The sequence below is a fragment of the Arthrobacter celericrescens genome (assembly GCF_003614925.1).
Classification (GTDB): Bacteria; Actinomycetota; Actinomycetes; order Actinomycetales; family Micrococcaceae; genus Arthrobacter; species Arthrobacter celericrescens.
This window is the reverse complement of record NZ_QYLP01000027.1, coordinates 1-17276: the sequence shown is the minus strand read 5'-3', so window position 1 is coordinate 17276 and position 17276 is coordinate 1. Positions and strand designations below refer to the sequence as shown.

The 17276-nt window shown below is 69.0% G+C and carries 15 protein-coding genes, 1 pseudogene and 1 riboswitch; of the genes and pseudogenes, 5 read left to right on the top strand and 11 right to left on the bottom strand.

The annotated features are described in order from the left end of the window. Positions 1-22 precede the first annotated feature (22 nt). A complete protein-coding gene (locus tag D3654_RS06095) occupies positions 23-1054 on the bottom strand; it encodes a CU044_5270 family protein (RefSeq protein ID WP_245413108.1) in 1032 nt (343 codons plus the stop codon). After that, complete coding sequence (locus D3654_RS06090) at positions 1047-1643, bottom strand: RNA polymerase sigma factor (protein ID WP_245413107.1); 597 nt, start codon at positions 1641-1643, stop codon at positions 1047-1049. Before D3654_RS06090 ends, D3654_RS06095 begins: the two co-directional genes overlap by 8 nt. Before the next feature lie 145 nt (positions 1644-1788). Here D3654_RS06090 and D3654_RS06085 point away from each other — a divergent pair, with 145 nt between their 5' ends. Further along, positions 1789-4008, top strand: a complete 2220-nt coding sequence (locus D3654_RS06085; protein WP_120520630.1) for a penicillin acylase family protein — start codon at positions 1789-1791, stop codon at positions 4006-4008. Further along, positions 4005-4595, top strand: coding sequence for a GNAT family N-acetyltransferase (locus D3654_RS06080; protein WP_120520629.1), 591 nt, complete (start codon positions 4005-4007; stop codon positions 4593-4595). Before D3654_RS06085 ends, D3654_RS06080 begins: the two co-directional genes overlap by 4 nt. A 19-nt stretch (positions 4596-4614) precedes the next feature. On the opposite strand, the gene D3654_RS06075 is transcribed toward D3654_RS06080, so the two are convergent. Genes D3654_RS06075 through D3654_RS06065 form a run of 3 tightly spaced genes read right to left on the bottom strand, consistent with a single transcriptional unit; the run spans position 4615 to position 7561 of the window. After that, positions 4615-5406 carry an energy-coupling factor transporter transmembrane component T family protein gene (locus D3654_RS06075; protein WP_120520628.1) on the bottom strand — a complete coding sequence of 264 codons (792 nt, stop codon included), beginning with the start codon at positions 5404-5406 and terminating at the stop codon, positions 4615-4617. Continuing rightward, positions 5403-6932, bottom strand: coding sequence for an ABC transporter ATP-binding protein (locus D3654_RS06070; RefSeq protein ID WP_120520627.1), 1530 nt, complete (start codon positions 6930-6932; stop codon positions 5403-5405). The genes D3654_RS06075 and D3654_RS06070 overlap by 4 nt, the downstream gene beginning before the upstream one ends. Next, positions 6932-7561: an ECF transporter S component gene (locus D3654_RS06065; RefSeq protein ID WP_120520626.1), complete on the bottom strand. Its 630-nt coding sequence runs from the start codon at positions 7559-7561 to the stop codon at positions 6932-6934. The genes D3654_RS06070 and D3654_RS06065 overlap by 1 nt, the downstream gene beginning before the upstream one ends. 62 nt (positions 7562-7623) lie before the next feature. Next, a riboswitch (TPP riboswitch) is annotated at positions 7624-7757 on the bottom strand. Positions 7758-7972: 215 nt separating this feature from the next. On the opposite strand from D3654_RS06065, the gene D3654_RS06060 reads away from it, so the two are divergent. Then, on the top strand, positions 7973-8740 hold the full coding sequence (locus D3654_RS06060; protein ID WP_120520625.1) for an NUDIX hydrolase: 768 nt from the start codon (positions 7973-7975) through the stop codon (positions 8738-8740). 101 nt (positions 8741-8841) lie between these two features. Continuing rightward, on the top strand, positions 8842-9102 hold the full coding sequence (locus D3654_RS06055) for a DUF4235 domain-containing protein (protein WP_074587375.1): 261 nt from the start codon (positions 8842-8844) through the stop codon (positions 9100-9102). 51 nt (positions 9103-9153) lie between these two features. Here the strand turns inward: D3654_RS06055 and mnhG are convergent. The 6 genes and pseudogenes from mnhG to D3654_RS06025 all read right to left on the bottom strand — a co-directional run. Further along, positions 9154-9528: pseudogene (gene mnhG, locus D3654_RS06050) on the bottom strand (monovalent cation/H(+) antiporter subunit G); the annotation flags it as partial. Beyond that, positions 9518-9796, bottom strand: a complete 279-nt coding sequence (locus tag D3654_RS06045) for an MrpF/PhaF family protein (protein ID WP_074587374.1) — start codon at positions 9794-9796, stop codon at positions 9518-9520. The pseudogene mnhG and the gene D3654_RS06045, both read right to left, overlap by 11 nt. Further along, a complete protein-coding gene (locus D3654_RS06040) occupies positions 9793-10371 on the bottom strand; it encodes a Na+/H+ antiporter subunit E (RefSeq protein ID WP_120520623.1) in 579 nt (192 codons plus the stop codon). The genes D3654_RS06045 and D3654_RS06040 overlap by 4 nt, the downstream gene beginning before the upstream one ends. Beyond that, on the bottom strand, positions 10368-11963 hold the full coding sequence (locus tag D3654_RS06035; RefSeq protein ID WP_120520622.1) for a Na+/H+ antiporter subunit D: 1596 nt from the start codon (positions 11961-11963) through the stop codon (positions 10368-10370). Before D3654_RS06035 ends, D3654_RS06040 begins: the two co-directional genes overlap by 4 nt. Further along, on the bottom strand, positions 11960-12481 hold the full coding sequence (locus D3654_RS06030; RefSeq protein ID WP_074587370.1) for a Na(+)/H(+) antiporter subunit C: 522 nt from the start codon (positions 12479-12481) through the stop codon (positions 11960-11962). Before D3654_RS06030 ends, D3654_RS06035 begins: the two co-directional genes overlap by 4 nt. Beyond that, entirely contained in the window at positions 12478-15543 is a 3066-nt protein-coding gene (locus D3654_RS06025; RefSeq protein ID WP_120520621.1) for a Na+/H+ antiporter subunit A, read from the bottom strand. The genes D3654_RS06030 and D3654_RS06025 overlap by 4 nt, the downstream gene beginning before the upstream one ends. 137 nt (positions 15544-15680) lie before the next feature. On the opposite strand from D3654_RS06025, the gene D3654_RS06020 reads away from it, so the two are divergent. Then, a complete protein-coding gene (locus D3654_RS06020; RefSeq protein ID WP_120520620.1) occupies positions 15681-17084 on the top strand; it encodes an MFS transporter in 1404 nt (467 codons plus the stop codon). Positions 17085-17276: the final 192 nt, after the last annotated feature.

The following is a 17276-nucleotide window of genomic DNA, read 5'->3' as shown; positions in this document are numbered from 1 at the left end:
TCCCGCCAGGAGAGGTAGCCAGCTACGGTGCCGAGTCCACCACCGAGGTCTTGACGGCGGTCCATCCAAAAGCCGTGTTCGCCGGGATCCCGTCCAACGCGGCGAGGGAAACCATGCGTTCACCGATCATCAGGCCGGTTCCCGGGTCAATGATGATGTCCTGCCGGATCTTCCCTTCGGCCCAGTGAATGCCCAAGGCAATTCCCTTGCGCCCGTCAAGGGTGGCCTGCTTGTCCGCCACCACCACCCCGGGAATCAGCGCTGCCGCTTTGTACATTGCCGCCCGCAGATCGGCGGGAATAACTCCGGTGCGCAGTGAGTCTGCAATGGTGGTCAAGGCTTGGCTCTCCGGCGTCTGCCCCTTATCCCCATTCTTTTCGTAGATCAGATCCAGAAGCTTGCGCGGATCCCGGGGCAGGGTCCTGATCGCTTCCAAAAGCGGCGTCCCCATGATCTGTGGCGGGCTGTCGTAGAAGGCCCCGGCCCGCCCTCGGAAGATGCCGTCAAGCCTCGGCTCCCTGGGATCCGGGTTCTTCTCCCTAAAGGCTTCTTGATTCTGGTATTCGGCTTTTGCCTCTTGACCGAAGAAGGTCGTGGGCACTCGTGGGGTGCGGTTCCACACCCATTCACCAGATTTGTCCGCCGGAACATAGAGCTGGCTGTCCTGCGTCGCCAGCCACGCAACCGTGGTGCCATTCGACCGCGAAACTTGGTGGCTGTAAACAGCCCTCGTGTCCACCTTCAGATATTGTCCCGGTTTCACGACGGGATCGGAGGCCTTGATCGCGGCGGCGGCCGCATTGTTGAGGACTTCCGCCGCTTCGGCGGTGGCACCGGGCTTGCCGGCGGGAGCCACAACATCGGCCACCACGATTCCGCCCACCAGGACCGCCGCAGCGGCGGAGGCGAGCAGGACCCGCCGGGTCACCGTCCGCCGCCGGCGGGATCCGCCGTCGGGCATTCCCCCGCCGGTTCCGGCATCGATCCTGCTGAGGAGTTGCTTCCGCCCCCGCGCCAGGGTTGCCTGCGGCGCGGAACCGACGTCGCTACGCATCCCGCGGAGCAGCTGCAAGTCGTCCATGTTCGTTTTCCGTTTCGTCGAGTGGTTCCGGCCCCAGGCCGGTGCGGAGGATGCGTCGGGCACGGTTCAGGCGTGATCGCACGGTCCCGACGGGGACGCCCATGGCGTCGGCGATGCCCTCGTAGCTGAGGTCCGCCCAGGCGTAGAGGAGCAGGGTGTCGCGGTCGATGGCCGGCATGGCCTTGAGGCACTTCGCCAGCTTGGCCATGGCCGCCGCGGCGTCCACCTGCGCCGCGATGCCCTCGGTGCTGTCCGCGCCGGCTTCCCGCGGTGCGGAGCGCGCCGCGGCCTTCAGCAATCGGGCTTCGGCACGGTGGTGCCGGCGGAGCAGGTTGGTGGCGATGCCGAACAGCCAGGGCCGCGCGTCTTCCCGGCGCTCGTCGAAGGAATCCAGGCACTCAAACGCGACAAGGAAGGTCTCCGAAGTGACGTCGTCGGCCACGAAATCACCGGCGCGCCGGGCCGCATACCGGTAGATGACCGAGGCGTGCCGGTCGTAGAGCGCGGCGAACTCGGCGGGTCTGTCCCGCGACCGCCTGATGATGTCTCTGTCTGTGTTCACATCCTGTATTGCCCGATCCCGGAGAAAAGGTTCACGGAAATTTCAGTCTGCCCCACAAACGTCACGAAGAGGCCCGGGTTTGGCACACACGCACACTGGCCCCTATCGTGAGCTTAGGTAAGCCTAAGCTAAGAAATCGGATTCCATGACTTCTCCACGTCCTGCCGACGGCCCCGCGGTCTTCCGCGACCGCTGGGGCATTCCCCACCTGTGGGCCGCGACCGCCGGCGAGCTCTCGTTCCTGCAGGGCCGCAATGCGGCAACTGACCGTTCCTGGCAGATCGAGCTCGAGCGCCGCCGCTCCGAAGGCCGCACCGCAGAAGTCTTCGGCGCGGAAGGACTGCACTGGGACCGCTTCGCGCGGCAGGCCCGGCTGGACCACACCGCCCGCCGCTGCTTCGAAGCGCTCGACGCCGGCACCCGGCTCTGGTGCGAAAGCTACGTTGACGGCGTCAACAGCGCGCTCGACGACGGGCTGCGCGGCGGCGCCGAATTCGACTCCGCGGGCACGCAGCCGGAACCGTGGAACCCGTGGACCCCGATGGGCGTCTTCCTGGTCCAGCACATCCTGTTCTCCACCTTCCCCAACAAGCTGTTCCGCGCCCATGTGGCCGCGACCCTCGGGCCCGAGGCCGTGGAGCTCTTCAGTATCGAGGCGCCCGTGTGGTCCGGCAGCAACGCCTGGGCGGTTCACGGTTCGCGGACGGTTTCGGGCTCGCCCCTGATCGCGGGCGACCCGCACCGCCTCCTCGAACTGCCCGGCGTATACCAGCAGGTGCGGCTCGCGTGCCCGGAGTTCGACGCCGTCGGCCTCGCCTTCCCGGGGGTGCCCGGCCTGCCGCACTTCGGCCACAACGGCAAGGCTGCGTGGGCCATCACCAACGCGATGGCGGACTACCAGGACCTATATGTCGAGGAGCTGCGCAGGACTCCCGACGGCGGTGCTCCCGATGGTGCCGCCGTTCCCGGCACTGTCGAGGCGCGCGGGCCACATGGCTGGGAGCCCGTCCATGTCCGCCACGAGACCATCCGGGTCCTCGGCGGCGCCGCCGAGGAAGTCGAGGTCCTGGAGACCGCACGCGGTCCGGTGATCGCGACCGTGCCCGGCACCGGGGTGCCCGGCGCGTCCGACGGCGGCGTGGAGCGGGTGCTCAGCCTGCGGATCCCGGCCCGCGCGGAAGCCCGGCTCGGCTTCGAGGCCCTCCTGCCCCTGCTGCGCAGCAGCACCGTCGGCCAAGTGGAAGCCGCGCTTTCCGCCTGGGTGGAACCGGTCAACAGCGTGGTGGCCGCGGACACGTCGGGCGGCGTGCGGCACTTCCTGGCCGGCGTCGTCCCGCAGCGCAGCCCGGAGAACCGCAAGCTGCCGGTCCCCGCCTGGTCCGCCGGGCACCAGTGGGACGGCCACGTGGTCCTGCCCAGCCGCGACATTTCCGGCTTCGCCGTCAGCGCCAACGACCGCGCCGCGGCCGGCTGCGGCACCGGCGACGCGAACCGCGTGGGCATGGAGTTCGCCCCGGCCCACCGCGCGCGGAGAATCACCGAACTGCTCGACGTCTCCGCGCCCCAGGATGTGCACGACATGCAGGCGATCCATGCGGACACCCTGCTGGGCTCGCTCCCGCCGTTCCGTGCGCTGCTGGAGTCGCTGAAAGTGCCCGACGGCGGCGGGCCGGCTTCCGTCGCAAAGCCGGCTTCCGCTGCGGAGTCCGCCGCCTCGCGGCTGCGGGCCCGGATCCTCGCCTGGGATGGCCGAATGGATGCGGACAGTACCGGCGCGGGTGCCTTCGCGGCGTGGCGCTCGGCCCTGGTCCGGCGCCTCGCCGCACACCCGGCGCTGGCGCCGTTAGCAGCACCGCACGGATACTCCCCCTTGTTCGGGCCTTGGTTGTCCGTCGCCTCCCGGGTGGGTTTCGCCGTCGAGACCCTGCTGGCACGCGGAGCGGAACTGGGGATCGACCTCCCCGCCGAGGCGGCGGCCGCCCTGGAGGAAGCAGCGGGGCTGCCGGGCGCGGCCTGGGGCGCCAGGCACACGCTGCTGCCCGTGCACGAACTGCCCGGCGGCATCGCAGACTTCCCGGTCACGCCGCTGTCCGGCGACACCAACTGCGTCCTGTCCACGGAAAGCCTCCCCGGCGTCGAGGACCGCAGCTTCCGCGGCTCCGTGGCGCGCTACGTCTGGGACCTGTCGGACCGGCGCAACAGCCGGTGGATCGTGCCCTTCGGCGCCTCCGGGACACCCGGGGACTCGCACTTCGCGGACCAGCTCCCGCTGTGGGCCGCCGGGGAACTCGCGCCGATCGAGACCGGCTGGGACAAGCTCGTCCCCGAAGCACACACCGCCAACCTCTTGGGAAGGACCCAATGAACACCACCGCATCCGCTGGCTACAGCCTCCGGGAGGCCGTCCACAGCGAGGAGCACCCCTGGGGAGCGGTACGGATCGTCCCGCTGCGCCCCGAGGAGGACCTCGAACTGGTCTACGGCTGGGTCCGCGAAGAGCGCGCCCGGTTCTGGGGCATGCTTGAGCACAGCCGCGAGGAGGTATTGGAGATCTACCAGTTCCTGGACTCGCTGGAGACACACCACGCGTTCCTGGCGCTCTTGGACGAGCAGCCCGTGGCCCTGTTCCAGAGCTACGAGCCGCTGCACGATCCGGTCAGCGAGGCCTACCCGGCCCGGGCCGAGGACGCCGGCATGCACCTACTCCTGGCTCCCGCGTCGCAGCCCGTTCCGCACTTCACGCCCCGGCTGGTGAGCGTGCTGATCCGGTACCTGTTCGCGGATCCGGCGATCGACCGGATCATTGTGGAGCCGGACGCCCGCAACAGCAAGGCGATCCGCCGGCTCAGGACCACCTGCTTCGAGCTGGGGCCGAAGATCCAGCTGGCCGAGAAAGAGGCACAGCTGGCATTCCTGACGCGGGAGCGGTTCGAGAAGGCGCCGGTGGTGTAGGCCCGCCGAATACACCGGCCTAGAAGACGAAGTTCCAGGTCCCGCCCGCGATGGCTGCCAGCACGGCCCCGGCAGAGATGACCACCCCGCCCAGCAGCACCCATACGTCCAGCAGCGAGTACGTCGATTCCCGCGCCCAGCTCCGCTCGGAGCCGCCGAAGCCCCGCGCCTCCATCGTCACAGCGAGCCTCGAGGCCCGGCGCACGGCCTGGACCAGCAGGCCGAAGCTCTGGCCCAGGGTTGCCCGGAGCCGCTGCAGGGGGCTGCCGTGCGAGCCGACGCCGCGGGCACGGCGGGCCATGCCGATGGTCTGCCATTCCTCGGCCATGAGCCCCACCAGGCGCATCGCGGCCAGGGTCCCCAGCACGAAGCGGTGCGGGAGCTTCGCCTTTTGCGCCAAGGCGTCGGCAAGGTCGGTCGGGTCGGTGCAGCTCATCAGCAGGATCGCCGGCAGGGCGATCGCCAGGCCGCGCAACATGAACCCCAGCCCCGTCTCAAGCGAGCCTTCGCTCATGGACCAGATGCCGACGTCGAGCAGTGTTTTTCCGCTGTCCGCCGACAGGATCGCGGTGCTCCAGCCCCCCAGGGCGGCCGCGAGGATCAGCGGCCAGCCGCGCTGCCACAGCAGGCGAAGGGTCAAGCCGGCCAGCGGGAACAGGGCGAACTCGGCGAGCAGGGCGGTGGACGCGGACACCCAGTCGATGGACAGGGCCAGCACCAGGGTGATCGCGAAGACGGCCACGAATTTCGCCAGCGGGTTGGCCCGGGTGAGGAGGGCGTGGGTGCCGTGCAGGCTCATGGCTTCCCTCATGCGGCACCCGCTTCCGTGTAGGCGGCGGCTGCGGAGTCGAGCCGCAGTTCGGTGCCGCCGAGGACCGCACTGAATTCCTGGTCGTGCGTCACGGAGACCACGGCGGTTCCGGCGTCGAGCAGTTCGGACAGGAAGGACGCGAGTTCGGCCCAGGTGTTGGCGTCCTGGCCGAAGGTTGGCTCGTCCAGCACCAGAACCTTGGGGCTCGCCGCCAGCACCGTGGCCACGGACAGCCTGCGCTTCTCGCCGCCGGAGAGCGTGTACGGGTTGGCATCCACCAGGTGCGTCAGGCGCAGGCGCTCGAGCAGTTCGTCCACGCGCTCCTCGCCGTGCCCCAGGTGCCGGGGCCCGAACATGAGCTCGTCCAGCACCCGGCCCGTGACGAACTGGTGCTCGGGCTCCTGGAATACGGTCCCGATCCGGGAAATCAGCTGCTGGGCCTTCCACGCGTACGGATCGCTTCCGGCTCCATCGGCCAGCCCGACGCCGGCACTCACCGTCCCCGCGACCGGCGCCAGCAGCCCGGCGAGGGTCAGCGCGAAGGTGGACTTGCCCGCGCCGTTGGGACCGGTGATGGTCAGGGCGTGCCCGGCGACGACGTCGGCGCCGAGGCCGGACTGCGCCGGGACCGGCGGAATGGTCTTGAAGCCCCGGCGACGCGGCCGCTCCCGGGAAACAGCAAGATCGGCGGCGCTGAGGAGGAGCTCCCCGCTGGCCGTCCCCACCCGTGCGCGCGTCGCCGGCACGTAGCCCGGCACCCACACACCGGCGGCGGCCAGCATGCCGCGGGCCTGCTCCAATACCGTGTCCGGCGGGCCATCCAGCAGGACCGCGGGCTCGGAGGAGCTTCCCGGCTGCAGCACGACGATCCGGTCCACGAGGTCTTTCCACACGGAAACCCGGTGCTCCACGACCACCAGCGTGGCGCCGGTCTTGTCCAGGCAGCGCCCGACGGCGTCCCGCACCTCCAGCACGCCGGCCGGGTCCAGGTTCGCGGTCGGTTCATCCAGCAGGATCAGCCCGGGCCGCATCGCCAGGATGCCGGCGAGCGCCAGGCGCTGCTTTTGCCCTCCGGAGAGGGCCGACGTCGGGTGGTCCAGCGGGAAGCCGGCCAGCCCGACGTCGTCGATTGCCTCGTGCACGCGCGCCCAGATGTCGCCGGGCGGCACGGCCAGGTTCTCGGCACCGAAGGCGACGTCGTCGCCGAGGCGCGAGAGGACCACCTGGGTCTCCGGGTCCTGCTGCATGAGGCCCGCCCGGCCGCGCTGGGCGCGCGGAGCCGCGCCGTCGATCAGCAGCGAGCCGGTTTCATCGGCGTCGTCGTCCTCGTCGCCGAGGACCCCGGCCAGGGCGTGCAGCAGCGTGGACTTCCCGGCACCGGAGGGGCCGAGGAGGAGCACACGCTCACCGGGCCGGATCGCCAGGTCCAGGCCGTGCACGGCTTGGGTGCTACGGCCCGCATGCCGCCAGCCCCAGCCTTGGGCGGAGACGGCGGCGGGGCGGACGGCTGTGGGAGCCTCAGGCATCAGGAGAAGACGGGCTCGCTGGCAGCCTTGCGCGAGGCGAAGGAACTCAGCACGCCGGTCTTGGCCAGGCCGCGGGTGGCGATCCAGGACAGGGCACCTGCAATGACCGCACCGGAGATGGCGCAGAACACGATGTAGGCGAGCTTGTCACCGGCGCCGTAGGCAATGTTCCAGCCCCACGGAGCGAAGGAGTCGTTCAGGCCGCAGAACAGGCCCGAGCCCGCACCGGCCAGCAGCGCCACGGGCAGGTTGAACTTCTTGTACCTGAATGCAGCGAACACCAGTTCAGCGCCGAGGCCCTGGAGCACGCCGGAGATCAGCACGGTGGTGCCGTACTGGGAACCCATGATCAGCTCGCCGGTGGCGGCCACGGTTTCGCAGAAGAGCGCGGCGCCCGGCTTGCGGATGATGAGCATGCCAAGCACGGCCGGGATCATCCAGCCGCCGGCGTAGAGGCCGGACAGGGGCGGGTAGGCCGCGGTAGCCGGGGTGATCAGGGTGGCACCCTGGGACCAGGCCCAGAAGATCACGCCGCCGGCGACGGCGATCAGGGCCGCCACCACGATGTCCACCACGCGCCAGCTGTAGCCGGTCTTACTGGAAGCCGGCGTCGAAGAAATACCAGTCATTGTGTCCTCCTGAGGAACAGGAGGGGAAAGTGTTGCCCGGCCCTTGTTTCCCGGCCACCGGTCACTCTGAGAACTCGACTCCCTTGCGCCGGTACTAACCGGATCAGGTTCGAGGGTCTGCGGTGTTCCGCACTCTCAGCGCCCTTCCTTCGTTCTGCTGCTGCAGCCCGACGGCGGCGCTCCCCTGTCGTTATCAATTGCCCTTTTGGGCGTGCTCCAGTTTACACCTCGGGGCTTGCGGGGCGTCCTTCGGTTGTGGGGCGGGCGGTCACATTGCTTCGGTCCGTGCACATTCTGCTGGATCACCCCGGGCCCCGCCGGACCCTGGCCCGCCACAGCGCGGGTACGGTGGAGTGACTGCAGGTGTGATCCGGCAGAATCGTCGCGCGCAGCACGAGCAAAGGAGCGTTCATGGCCGAAAGCAGCGGGCCCGGAGAGGCCCCGGCCCCCGGCAATGGGCACGCCACCGCGCCTTCAGCCGCGCCCGGGGAGGCCCCCGACGGTGTTCCCGCAGTGCCCGAGGCCCGGCTTGCCGCGAGCGTGGTCCTGCTGCGGGACGGCGCCGACGGCCCGGAAGTCTTCGTCCAGCACCGGGTGTCCACCATGGACTTCGCGGCCGGAATGGTGGTGTTCCCCGGTGGCCGGGTGGACGCCGTCGATGGCAGCGGCTGGGCGTTCGCGGACGATATCGCACGGCAGCACACGCAGGCCTGGCGCCGCTGCAGCATCGGCGCCGACGACGCCGGCACCGCGCGGCACAACGCGGGCCGGGTCCTTGCCGCGGCCCTGCGCGAAGTCGAAGAGGAAGCGGGCTTGGTGCTCGACGCCGGCCTGCTGCGGCCGTGGGCCAACTGGGTCACCCCGGAGGACCAGCCCAAGCGCTTCGACACCTACTTCTACCTGGCCGCGCCCGCGCCGGAGGACGAGGCACGGCACCAGACCACCGAGGCCTGGCAGTCGCTGTGGATGCCGGTGCGCGCGATCCTCGAGGGCGAAGCCGCGGGGGCGCTCAAGCTTATGCCGCCCACTCTGGTGCTGCTGGAGGAACTGCTCCGGCTCGGCAGCACCGGGGCCGCACTCGCCGTCGTACGGGACATCGTTCCGGTCCGCCCCGAACCGGGCGCCCTCAAGGCCTTCTTCGAGCGCCGCCGCCAGAAGCCGCCGTCGACTGCTCCATAGCTGTCGTTTTGGGCGCCCAAAACGACACTTGCTAAGCAGTCGATGGAAGGAACCGGGTTAGGCTGGGGCTGGTCCTGTTTCCTCCCGCAAGGAGCTCCGGAATGAACATCTTTTTCAAACTGCTTGGCGCCGGCGTCGGCATGGGCGCAGGATTCGTGGCCACCAAACTGGTCAACGGCGTCTGGGAAAAGGCCACCGGGAACAAACCGCCCAAGGGCCACGACGACATGGAAACCAGCCTGCGCTCAGCCCTTGCCTTCGCCCTGGTCTCCTCGGCCGTCACCGCGATCATCCAGGTTCTGACCAGCCGCGCCACGCAGCGCGCCATCACCCGCTTCGCCAAGACCCAGGACATCGTCTAGTTCCGGATCCTCAGCCGAACCGGCCGTAGAGGCCGGGCCGGTTCCCGTTCCTTCCTGTTCCGCGGCCGAGCGCCGCACCACGGCTTCGAGCTCATCCACGCTGAGCAGTTCCGGGTGCAGGTGCTTGGTGCGGTAGCCGGCGCGGCCCACCATGTGGGCGGACACGGGCACGGTGAGCAGCTGGAAGATCCAGGCCACCACCAGTACCGGCCACACCCACCACTGCCGCATCTGCAGGCCGATCGCCGCGAGCAGCAGGAACAGGCCCAGCACCTGGGGTTTGGTGGCGGCGTGCATCCGGCTCATCAGGTCCGGGAAGCGCAGCAGTCCGATGGTCGCGGTGAGCGACATCAGCGCCCCGAGCACCAGGAACACGGCCGTCACGGCATCGATCACGGCGTCTACGCCGCCAGCCTCAGGAGTCATTGGCCTGCCCCCTCCGGTCGGACACGAAGCGGGCCACAGTCACCGATCCGATGAAGCCGATCAGCGTCAGCGCCACCAGCAGGAACAGGTTGTTAAGGTGCCGGTTGACGGCCATGTCGATGGCGAGCGCGGCGCCCACGATCCCCAGCAGCACGTCCGAGGCCAGCACCCGGTCCAGCAGGGACGGCCCGACGGCGATCCGCACGATCGCGCCGGCGGCGGCCAGGGTGAGGACCACCGCCGTGATGATCAGCACTGCGTCCTTCATGGCGTTGCTCCCTTAGTGGTTCCGGCGGCTGGCGGGGCCGTTTCGGCTTCCAGGGCTTCCAGTTCGGCCTTGGTGCCCATGATCCGGATCAGCCCGGCCTCGGTGTCCTGGACTTCCTTGCGAAGCCTGGCGGCGTCGGCCTCGTCCCGGATGTCCAGGCCGTGGATGTAGAGCGTGGATGTCGACCGGTCCACCTCCACCACCAGCGAGCCCGGGATCAGGGACAGCACGTGCCCGGTGGCAGTCACCATGAGGTCCGAATGGCTCCTCAGTGGGACCTCGACGACGGCGTTGACCACCTTGGGTCCTTTGGCCACCGCCAGGTAGATGACCTGGAAGCTCGCTGCCACCACTTTGGCGAGGAACACCAGGGCGAAGGGGAAGGCGCGCAGCACGTTGAACCGGCCGCTCAGCTCCACCGGCGGCAGGTAGAAGATCCTGGCCACCACCAGGGCGATCAGGGCGCCGAACAGGAGGTTGCCGGGGCTGAAGTCCCGCCACAGGGCACCCCACACGATGACGAGCCAGATCAGCAGGGGCAGTTCGGTGCGCAGGGAAATCGGTTTGCGGCTCATTTCGCGCCTCCCTGCAGGCTCGGGCCAGTGCCGCCACCCGGCGCCGCGATCCCCGGAACCGTGGCGTCAGCCCCCAGCACGGACTGGATGTAGGCGGTGCGGTCCAGCATTTGTTCCGCCGAGTTCCCGGCGAGCTGGAACAGGGGCCCGGCGAACACCGTGAGCGCCACCCCGAAAACCACCAGCGCCGCCGTCGAGCCCACCATCGTCCGGGGAAGCAGCCCCACAGCGGCGGTGTCCTTCAGCACGGGATCCGGGTACTCGGCGTCGTCCGGTTTGCGCCAGAAGGCGCGGTTCCAGACGCGGGCGATCGCCAGCAGGGTGAGCAGGCTGGTCAGCACGCCGCCCGCCACGAGGGTGATGGCCAGCGGCGTGCCCAGTTCCATGCCGGCCTGCAGCAGCCCCACCTTGCCGAGGAACCCGGAGAACGGCGGGATGCCGGCCAGGTTCATCGCCGGCACGAAGAAGAGCAGCGCGAGCAACGGGGACAGCTTGGCCAGGCCGCCCAGACGGTCCATGGAGGAACTGCCGCCGCGCCGTTCGATCAGGCCCGTGACCAGGAAGAGGCTGGTCTGCACGGTGATGTGGTGGGCCACGTAGAACACGGCGGCGGCCAGCCCGGTCACGGACGACATGGCCAGGCCGAACACCATGTAGCCGATGTGGCTGACCAGTGTGAACGAGAGCAGACGTTTGATGTCGCTCTGCGCCAGAGCACCCAGGATCCCCACCACCATGGTCAGCAGCGCCACCACCATGAGCGGGGTGTTGAGGGTGTCGCCGGGGAACAGCAGCGTCTCCGTGCGCACCATGGCGTAGACGCCCACCTTCGTGAGCAGGCCGGCGAACACGGCCGTGACCGGCGCCGGCGCCGTCGGGTAGGAGTCCGGCAGCCAGAAGGACAGCGGGAACACGGCGGCCTTGATGCCGAAGGCCACCAGCAGCATCACGTGCAGCAGGTTCCGGGTGGCGGGGTCCAGTTCGGCCAGCTTCACGGCGAGGTCGGCCATGGTGATGGTCCCGGTGGCCCCGTAGATCATGGCGATCGCGATCAGGAACAGCACGGAGGACACCACGGACACCACCACGTAGGTGACGCCGGCCCGGATGCGCGGCCCCGTGCCGCCGAGGGTCATCAACACGTAGCTTGCGGTCAGCAGAATCTCGAAGCCCACGTAGAGATTGAAGAGGTCGCCGGTCAGGAAGGCGTTGGACACCCCGGCCACCAGGATCAGGTACGTGGGGTGGAAGATCGAGACGGGCGCTTCCTGGTCGCCGTCGGCCATGCCCTGCCCGGTGGCGTAAACCAGCACGGCGAGGCTGACCACGGAGGACACCACCAGCATCAGCGAGGAGAACTGGTCCACCACCATCACCACGCCGAACGGCGGGAGCCAGCCGCCCAGCGTCACGGAGGAGGTGCCCGTGGTCCAGACGGCGGCCAGGAGCCAGCATTCCAGCAGCAGGGTCAGGGCCAGCAGGCCGATGCTGACCGTCCGCTGGGCCACCGGATTGCGGTTGAGCGCGAAGGTGAGGGCGGCACCGAGGATGGGAAGGACGACGGCGAGCGGCGCCAGGCTTGCTGCGTTCATCGCGGTCCTCCTCCTTCGTCGTCGTTCAGTGGTGTGCTTCCCGGTAGTCCGGGATGGTCAGCCGCCGCCGGATGGTCGGGCGTGTGGCCGGCGGCGACCGCAGCGAGCGGGAACTCCGAGGTTTCCTGGGGCACTTCGGCGTCGTCCTCGGCGTCGAAGCTCGGGGTCTTGGCCACGCGGCGGTCCTCGGCGTCGTCCTGGATGTCGTCCTGCCGGGCGAGGGCCCAGGTGCGGTAGATGATGCCGAGCATGAACGCGGTGACGGCGAAGGAGATCACGATCGACGTCAGGATCAGGGCCTGCGGCAGGGGGTCGTTGTAATCCCCAGCGTCGGTGCCCTTGCTGAAGAACGGCGCCAGGCCCGCGTAGCCGCCCGTGGCCAGGATCAGCAGGTTGGTGGCGTTGGCCAGCAGGACCAGCCCGAGCAGCACCCGGGTAAGGCTGCGTTCCAGGATCAGGTAGATCCCGCAGGCGTACAGCACGCCCATGACCAGCAAAAGGGTCAGATTGACGCTCATGCGTTGTCCCTTTCGCTTCCGGTGGCCAGGACGGTTTCTTCCTGCGGGGCTTCTTCTTGTGGTGCCCCTGCTTGTTCGGCTTCTCCTGGGGCGGCACCGGCCGGGCCGGACGCTTCGTCGAAGTGTTCGTCGATCTCGGCGCCCAGGCTGCGCAGCACGTCCAGCGCCAGGCCGACCACCACGAGGTACACGCCGATGTCGAAGAGCGTGGAGGTGACGAACTTGATGTCCCCGAAGACCGGCAGCCAGAACTCGATGATGGCGCTTTGGAACGCCTGGCCGCCGAGGAACAGCGGGACCAGGCCGGTGAGCGCCGCCAGGGCCAGGCCGGTGCCGAGCAGCATGCCGGCGCTGATCGGGGCGGCCTCGCGCAGTTCGAAGCGGCCCCCGGCGAGGTAGCGGACGGTCAGGGCTAGCCCGGCCATGAGTCCGCCCGCGAAGCCGCCGCCGGGGAGGTTGTGCCCGGCGAGCAGCAGGTACACGGAGAAGATGATCATCGAATGGAAGATCAGCCGGGTGACCACTTCGAAGATGATGGATCGCCGCTCGGGTGCCAGGGTGCGGCCGGCCACCAGCCAGGGGTCCCCGGCCTTGCCGGCGAAGCGGCGTGCCACGTGCAGGGAGGCGTGCTCCTTGGAGTCGTTCCCGACGGCGGTGCGGCGCCCCACGGTGCCTTCCGGCATGACGGCGGCGCGGTTGATCCGTTCGCCGCGGCTGCGGATGAAGATCAGGCTGGCCACGCCGGTGGCGGCCACGGCCAACACCGAGATCTCGCCGAAGGTGTCCCAGGCCCGAATGTCCACGAGGGTCACGTTGACCACGTTGAGCCCGCCGCCGCCTTCGTAGGCCAGCTGCGGGAAGGCCAGGGACACCGGTTCCGCCACCCGGGCTCCCATGGCGTAGATCGCCACGAAGATCATGGTCACCCCGAATGCGGCGCCGATGATGATGCGGACCACGCGGAGCCTGCCGCCCGTGCGGTCCCGCAGTTCGGCGGGCAGGCTGCGCATGGCCAGGACGAAGGCCACCAGGATGATGGTTTCCACGAGCATCTGGGTCAGGGCGAGGTCGGGGGCGCCCTGCAGCGCGAACATCAGGGCGATGCCGTACCCGGTCACCGAGACCATCAGGACCGCAAGGAAGCGCTTGTTGGCGCGCACCGCGGCCAGGGCCCCCGCGATGATGCCCGCGGCCGCGACCAGTTGCAGCGGCGAATTCGGGTCCACGATGTAGAGCCCGCCGGGCAGCGGCTTGTTGGAGACAAGCAGCACGCTCAGCGGCACGGCGAAGGCGACGGTGAGGATCACGGCCAGGTAGAAGTACAGTGAACCGCGCTGGGTGCGTCCCGTGACCCACACGGCCACGTCGTCCAGGGCTCCGATGGTGCGCTGGTAGGCGCGGTCGCCGTCCACCCAGTCCGGCACCCGGCTTTGGGCCCGGGAGACAGCGTTGCGCCAGTAGAACATGGCGAGGCCGGCCGCGAAGGTGACGGCGGTCAGGCCCAGCGCCGGCGTGAGGCCGTGCCACAGCGCAAGGTGCCCCGCACCGGCGTCGGGGGCACCGGCGTCGTGCCCTGGCTCGGCGAAGAGCGCAGCGTACGGCTGGATCCAGGCGTCGGCCGGGACCGGCCACAGGCCGTACGCCACGCTGAGCACGCTCAGGATGGCGGGCGCGGCCAGGAAGGACAGCCGGATCGCCTTGAACGGGGTCCGCTCCAGGCCCGGCTTGCTGGCGAAGGCACCCCACATGAAACGGGCGCTGTAGGCAAAGGTCAGCACGGACCCGAGCACCAGGCCGATGAGCAGCACCAGGCCCCAGCCCCCGGAGGCGGGATCGTCGCTGTAATGCACGAACGCCTCGAACACGGATTCCTTCGCCACGAATCCGGCCAGAGGGGGCACTCCCGCCATGGAGGCGGCGGCCAGGCCGGCGGTGACGGCGAGCGCCCGCGAGGATTTGTAGACGCCGGAGAGCTTGCGGATGTCGCGGGTGCCGGACTGGTGGTCGATGATGCCCACCACCAGGAACAACGCGGCCTTGAACAGGCCATGCGCGAGCAGCAGGGCGAGGCCGGCCAGGGCGGCGTCGGGACGGCCGAGGCCCACCACCATGGTGAGGAAGCCGAGCTGGCTGACTGTGCCGTAGGCCAGGATGAGCTTGATGTCGGTCTGCCGCAGCGCACGGTATCCGCCCAGCAGCATGGTGCCCAGGCCGAGGCCCAGCACCAGGGGCAGCCAGGCCGGACTCTCGCTGAAGCCCGGCGCCATGCGGGCCACGATGTAGATGCCAGCCTTCACCATGGCGGCGGCGTGCAGGTAGGCGCTGACCGGCGTCGGGGCCGCCATGGCGCCGGGGAGCCAGAAATGGAAGGGCAGCAGCGCGGACTTCGTGACGGCGCCGGCCAGGATCAGGACGACGGCAGCGTTCACGGCGCCCTGGGCGGGCCCGGCAAAGAGTTCTTCCGTGCCTGCGAGGATCGCGGACATGCGGTAGGTCTCCGCGGACTGGCCGAGGATGATGAGGCCGATAAGCATGGCCAGGCCGCCGGCGGTGGTGACGACCAGGGCCTGCAGGGCGGAGCGGCGTGCGGAAAGGCGGGTGCGGGCGTAGCCGATCAGCAGATAGGACAGGACAGTGGTGAGTTCCCAGAAGATGAACATCATCAGCAGGTCGTCCGCGGTGACCAGGCCGAACATGGCGCCGGCGAAGGCCAGGAGCTGGGCACCGAAGCCGCCGAGGTTGTCGTCCTTGTCCTTGAAGTACCGGGCGCAGTAGACCAGCACGAGGGTGCCGACGCCGAGGACCAGCAGGGACATCACCCAGGACAGCACGTCCATGCGGAAGGCGAATTCGAGCTTGAGTTCGGGAATCCACGGGAGGCTTTCCTCGATGAAGCCGCCGGTGCTTCCTTCCCCGTACACGGCGCCGTACTGCGCGATCAGCCACACAAGGGAAGCCGCGGGAACCGCCGCCAGCACATAGAAGGCACTCCGCCCGATTTTCCGGAAGATCCAGGGCGCCACAGCAGCCGCTGCAAAGGTCACGGCAAGGACTGTGATCACTGTTATCTCCGCTAAATCAGGATGAAAGTTGTCAAAGAGTTGGAGCCGGCGGCCATACTTTGGGTTCGGTCCCCACAGTTTATCAATCGGGTGTGACAACCACGTTTCCGTAGCGGCCTGCCGATAGCATTCACACCATGGACACCACAGCGGTTCCCGACACTCCCCATCCCGCTTCGGAGCTGGCGGCCGGCACCACGGCATCGACCAAGGGCCGGATCCTCGCCTGGGCCTCCTGGGACTGGGGTTCGGCGGCGTTCAACGCCGTCATGACCACCTTCGTCTTCACCGTCTATCTCACGTCCAATGCCTTCGGCGGCGAGGATGCGGCGTCGGCGGCCCTGGGCGCAGCGCTGGCGATCGCGGGCGCGGCGATCGCGCTGCTCGCCCCGGTCACGGGCCAGCGTTCCGACGCCGGCGGGCGGCGCAAGCTGTGGCTGGGGGTCAACACCGCGCTGGTCGCGCTGCTGACCGGACTGTGCTTCTTCGTCTTCCCCCGGCCGGAGTTCCTGCTGCTGGGCGTCACCCTGATTGCGCTCGGCAACGTGTTCTTCGAGTTCGCCGGGGTCAACTACAACGCGATGCTCGCGCAGATCTCGACGCCGGCCAACATCGGCAAGGTGAGCGGCTTCGGCTGGGGCATGGGGTACCTCGGCGGAATCGTGGCCCTGCTGGCCGTACTGCAGCTGTTCGTACAGCCATCCTTCGACTGGTTCGGAGCACAGACCACCGACGGGCTGAACATCCGCCTGGTGGCCGTGTTCTCGGCGTTGTGGTTCTTCATCTTCGCGCTGCCCGTCCTGTTCGCCGTGCCCGAACTGCCCGCCCGGCAGGCACAGGCGCGGCTCGGCTTCCTGGCGTCCTACCGGCTGTTGTTCCGCAGGATCGGCGCCATCTACAAGACCAGCCCGCACACCATCTATTTCCTCCTCGCCAGCGCCATCTTCCGCGACGGGCTGGCCGCCGTCTTCACCTTCGGCGGAGTCATCGCGGCCGGCACGTTCGGCTTCGAACTCAGGGAAGTCATCTTCTTCGCGATCTTCGGGAACATCGTGGCAGCCGTGGGCGCCATCATCGGCGGGCTCCTCGATGACCGGATCGGGCCCAAGGCCGTCATCGTCATTGCGCTGATCGGGCTGCTCGTTGCCGGCACCGCGATCCTCGCCCTCGGCAACGGCAGCTATTCCTTCTTCGGCGCTGCCTGGAGCGGGGGCAGCACCTTCTGGACGTTCGGCCTGCTGCTGTGCCTGTTCGTGGGCCCGGCCCAGGCCTCGTCCCGCGCCTACCTGGCCCGGCTGGCACCCGACGGCGAGTCCGGGGAACTGTTCGGCCTCTACGCCACCACCGGGCGGGCGGTCAGCTTCCTCGCACCCACCCTGTTCACGCTCTGCATCACCATCGCCACGCCCCTGGTGGCCGCCGGGGAAGCGCAGCGCTGGGGAATCCTCGGGATCATGGTGGTGCTGCTGGCCGGGCTCCTCGTGATCCTCCCGGTGAAGGCGCCCGCGGACACGGCCATCGCCGTCGTACCGGCCCGCTGAGGCGCGGGGCCCAGGGGGTGCCGGGTCGGTGGGAGCAACCCCGGCAGCGACTCCGGCCCTGAAGACTTTCGCCCGCCGAAATGTGGGATACCCGCTCAAATTTGGGCGTGTGATGTCTCAGGACATCGTGGACATTTCTGTCTCAGGACATTGTGGACACTTGGGTGGGTTGTTTCCGGGCTTTGACCTGGC

What these genes read in the sequence shown, in the direction of transcription:
- D3654_RS06080 (WP_120520629.1), top strand. Translation starts at nt 4,005, where the DNA reads ATGAACACCACCGCATCCGCTGGCTACAGCCTCCGGGAGGCCGTCCAC.
- D3654_RS06045 (WP_074587374.1), bottom strand. Translation starts at nt 9,796, where the DNA reads ATGAAGGACGCAGTGCTGATCATCACGGCGGTGGTCCTCACCCTGGCC.
- D3654_RS06060 (WP_120520625.1), top strand. Translation starts at nt 7,973, where the DNA reads ATGGCCGAAAGCAGCGGGCCCGGAGAGGCCCCGGCCCCCGGCAATGGG.
- D3654_RS06095 (WP_245413108.1), bottom strand. Translation starts at nt 1,054, where the DNA reads ATGCGTAGCGACGTCGGTTCCGCGCCGCAGGCAACCCTGGCGCGGGGG.
- D3654_RS06030 (WP_074587370.1), bottom strand. Translation starts at nt 12,481, where the DNA reads ATGAGCGTCAATCTGACCCTTTTGCTGGTCATGGGCGTGCTGTACGCC.
- D3654_RS06085 (WP_120520630.1), top strand. Translation starts at nt 1,789, where the DNA reads ATGACTTCTCCACGTCCTGCCGACGGCCCCGCGGTCTTCCGCGACCGC.
- D3654_RS06040 (WP_120520623.1), bottom strand. Translation starts at nt 10,371, where the DNA reads ATGAGCCGCAAACCGATTTCCCTGCGCACCGAACTGCCCCTGCTGATC.
- D3654_RS06020 (WP_120520620.1), top strand. Translation starts at nt 15,681, where the DNA reads ATGGACACCACAGCGGTTCCCGACACTCCCCATCCCGCTTCGGAGCTG.
- D3654_RS06070 (WP_120520627.1), bottom strand. Translation starts at nt 6,932, where the DNA reads ATGCCTGAGGCTCCCACAGCCGTCCGCCCCGCCGCCGTCTCCGCCCAA.
- D3654_RS06035 (WP_120520622.1), bottom strand. Translation starts at nt 11,963, where the DNA reads ATGAACGCAGCAAGCCTGGCGCCGCTCGCCGTCGTCCTTCCCATCCTC.
- D3654_RS06065 (WP_120520626.1), bottom strand. Translation starts at nt 7,561, where the DNA reads ATGACTGGTATTTCTTCGACGCCGGCTTCCAGTAAGACCGGCTACAGC.
- D3654_RS06055 (WP_074587375.1), top strand. Translation starts at nt 8,842, where the DNA reads ATGAACATCTTTTTCAAACTGCTTGGCGCCGGCGTCGGCATGGGCGCA.
- D3654_RS06075 (WP_120520628.1), bottom strand. Translation starts at nt 5,406, where the DNA reads ATGAGGGAAGCCATGAGCCTGCACGGCACCCACGCCCTCCTCACCCGG.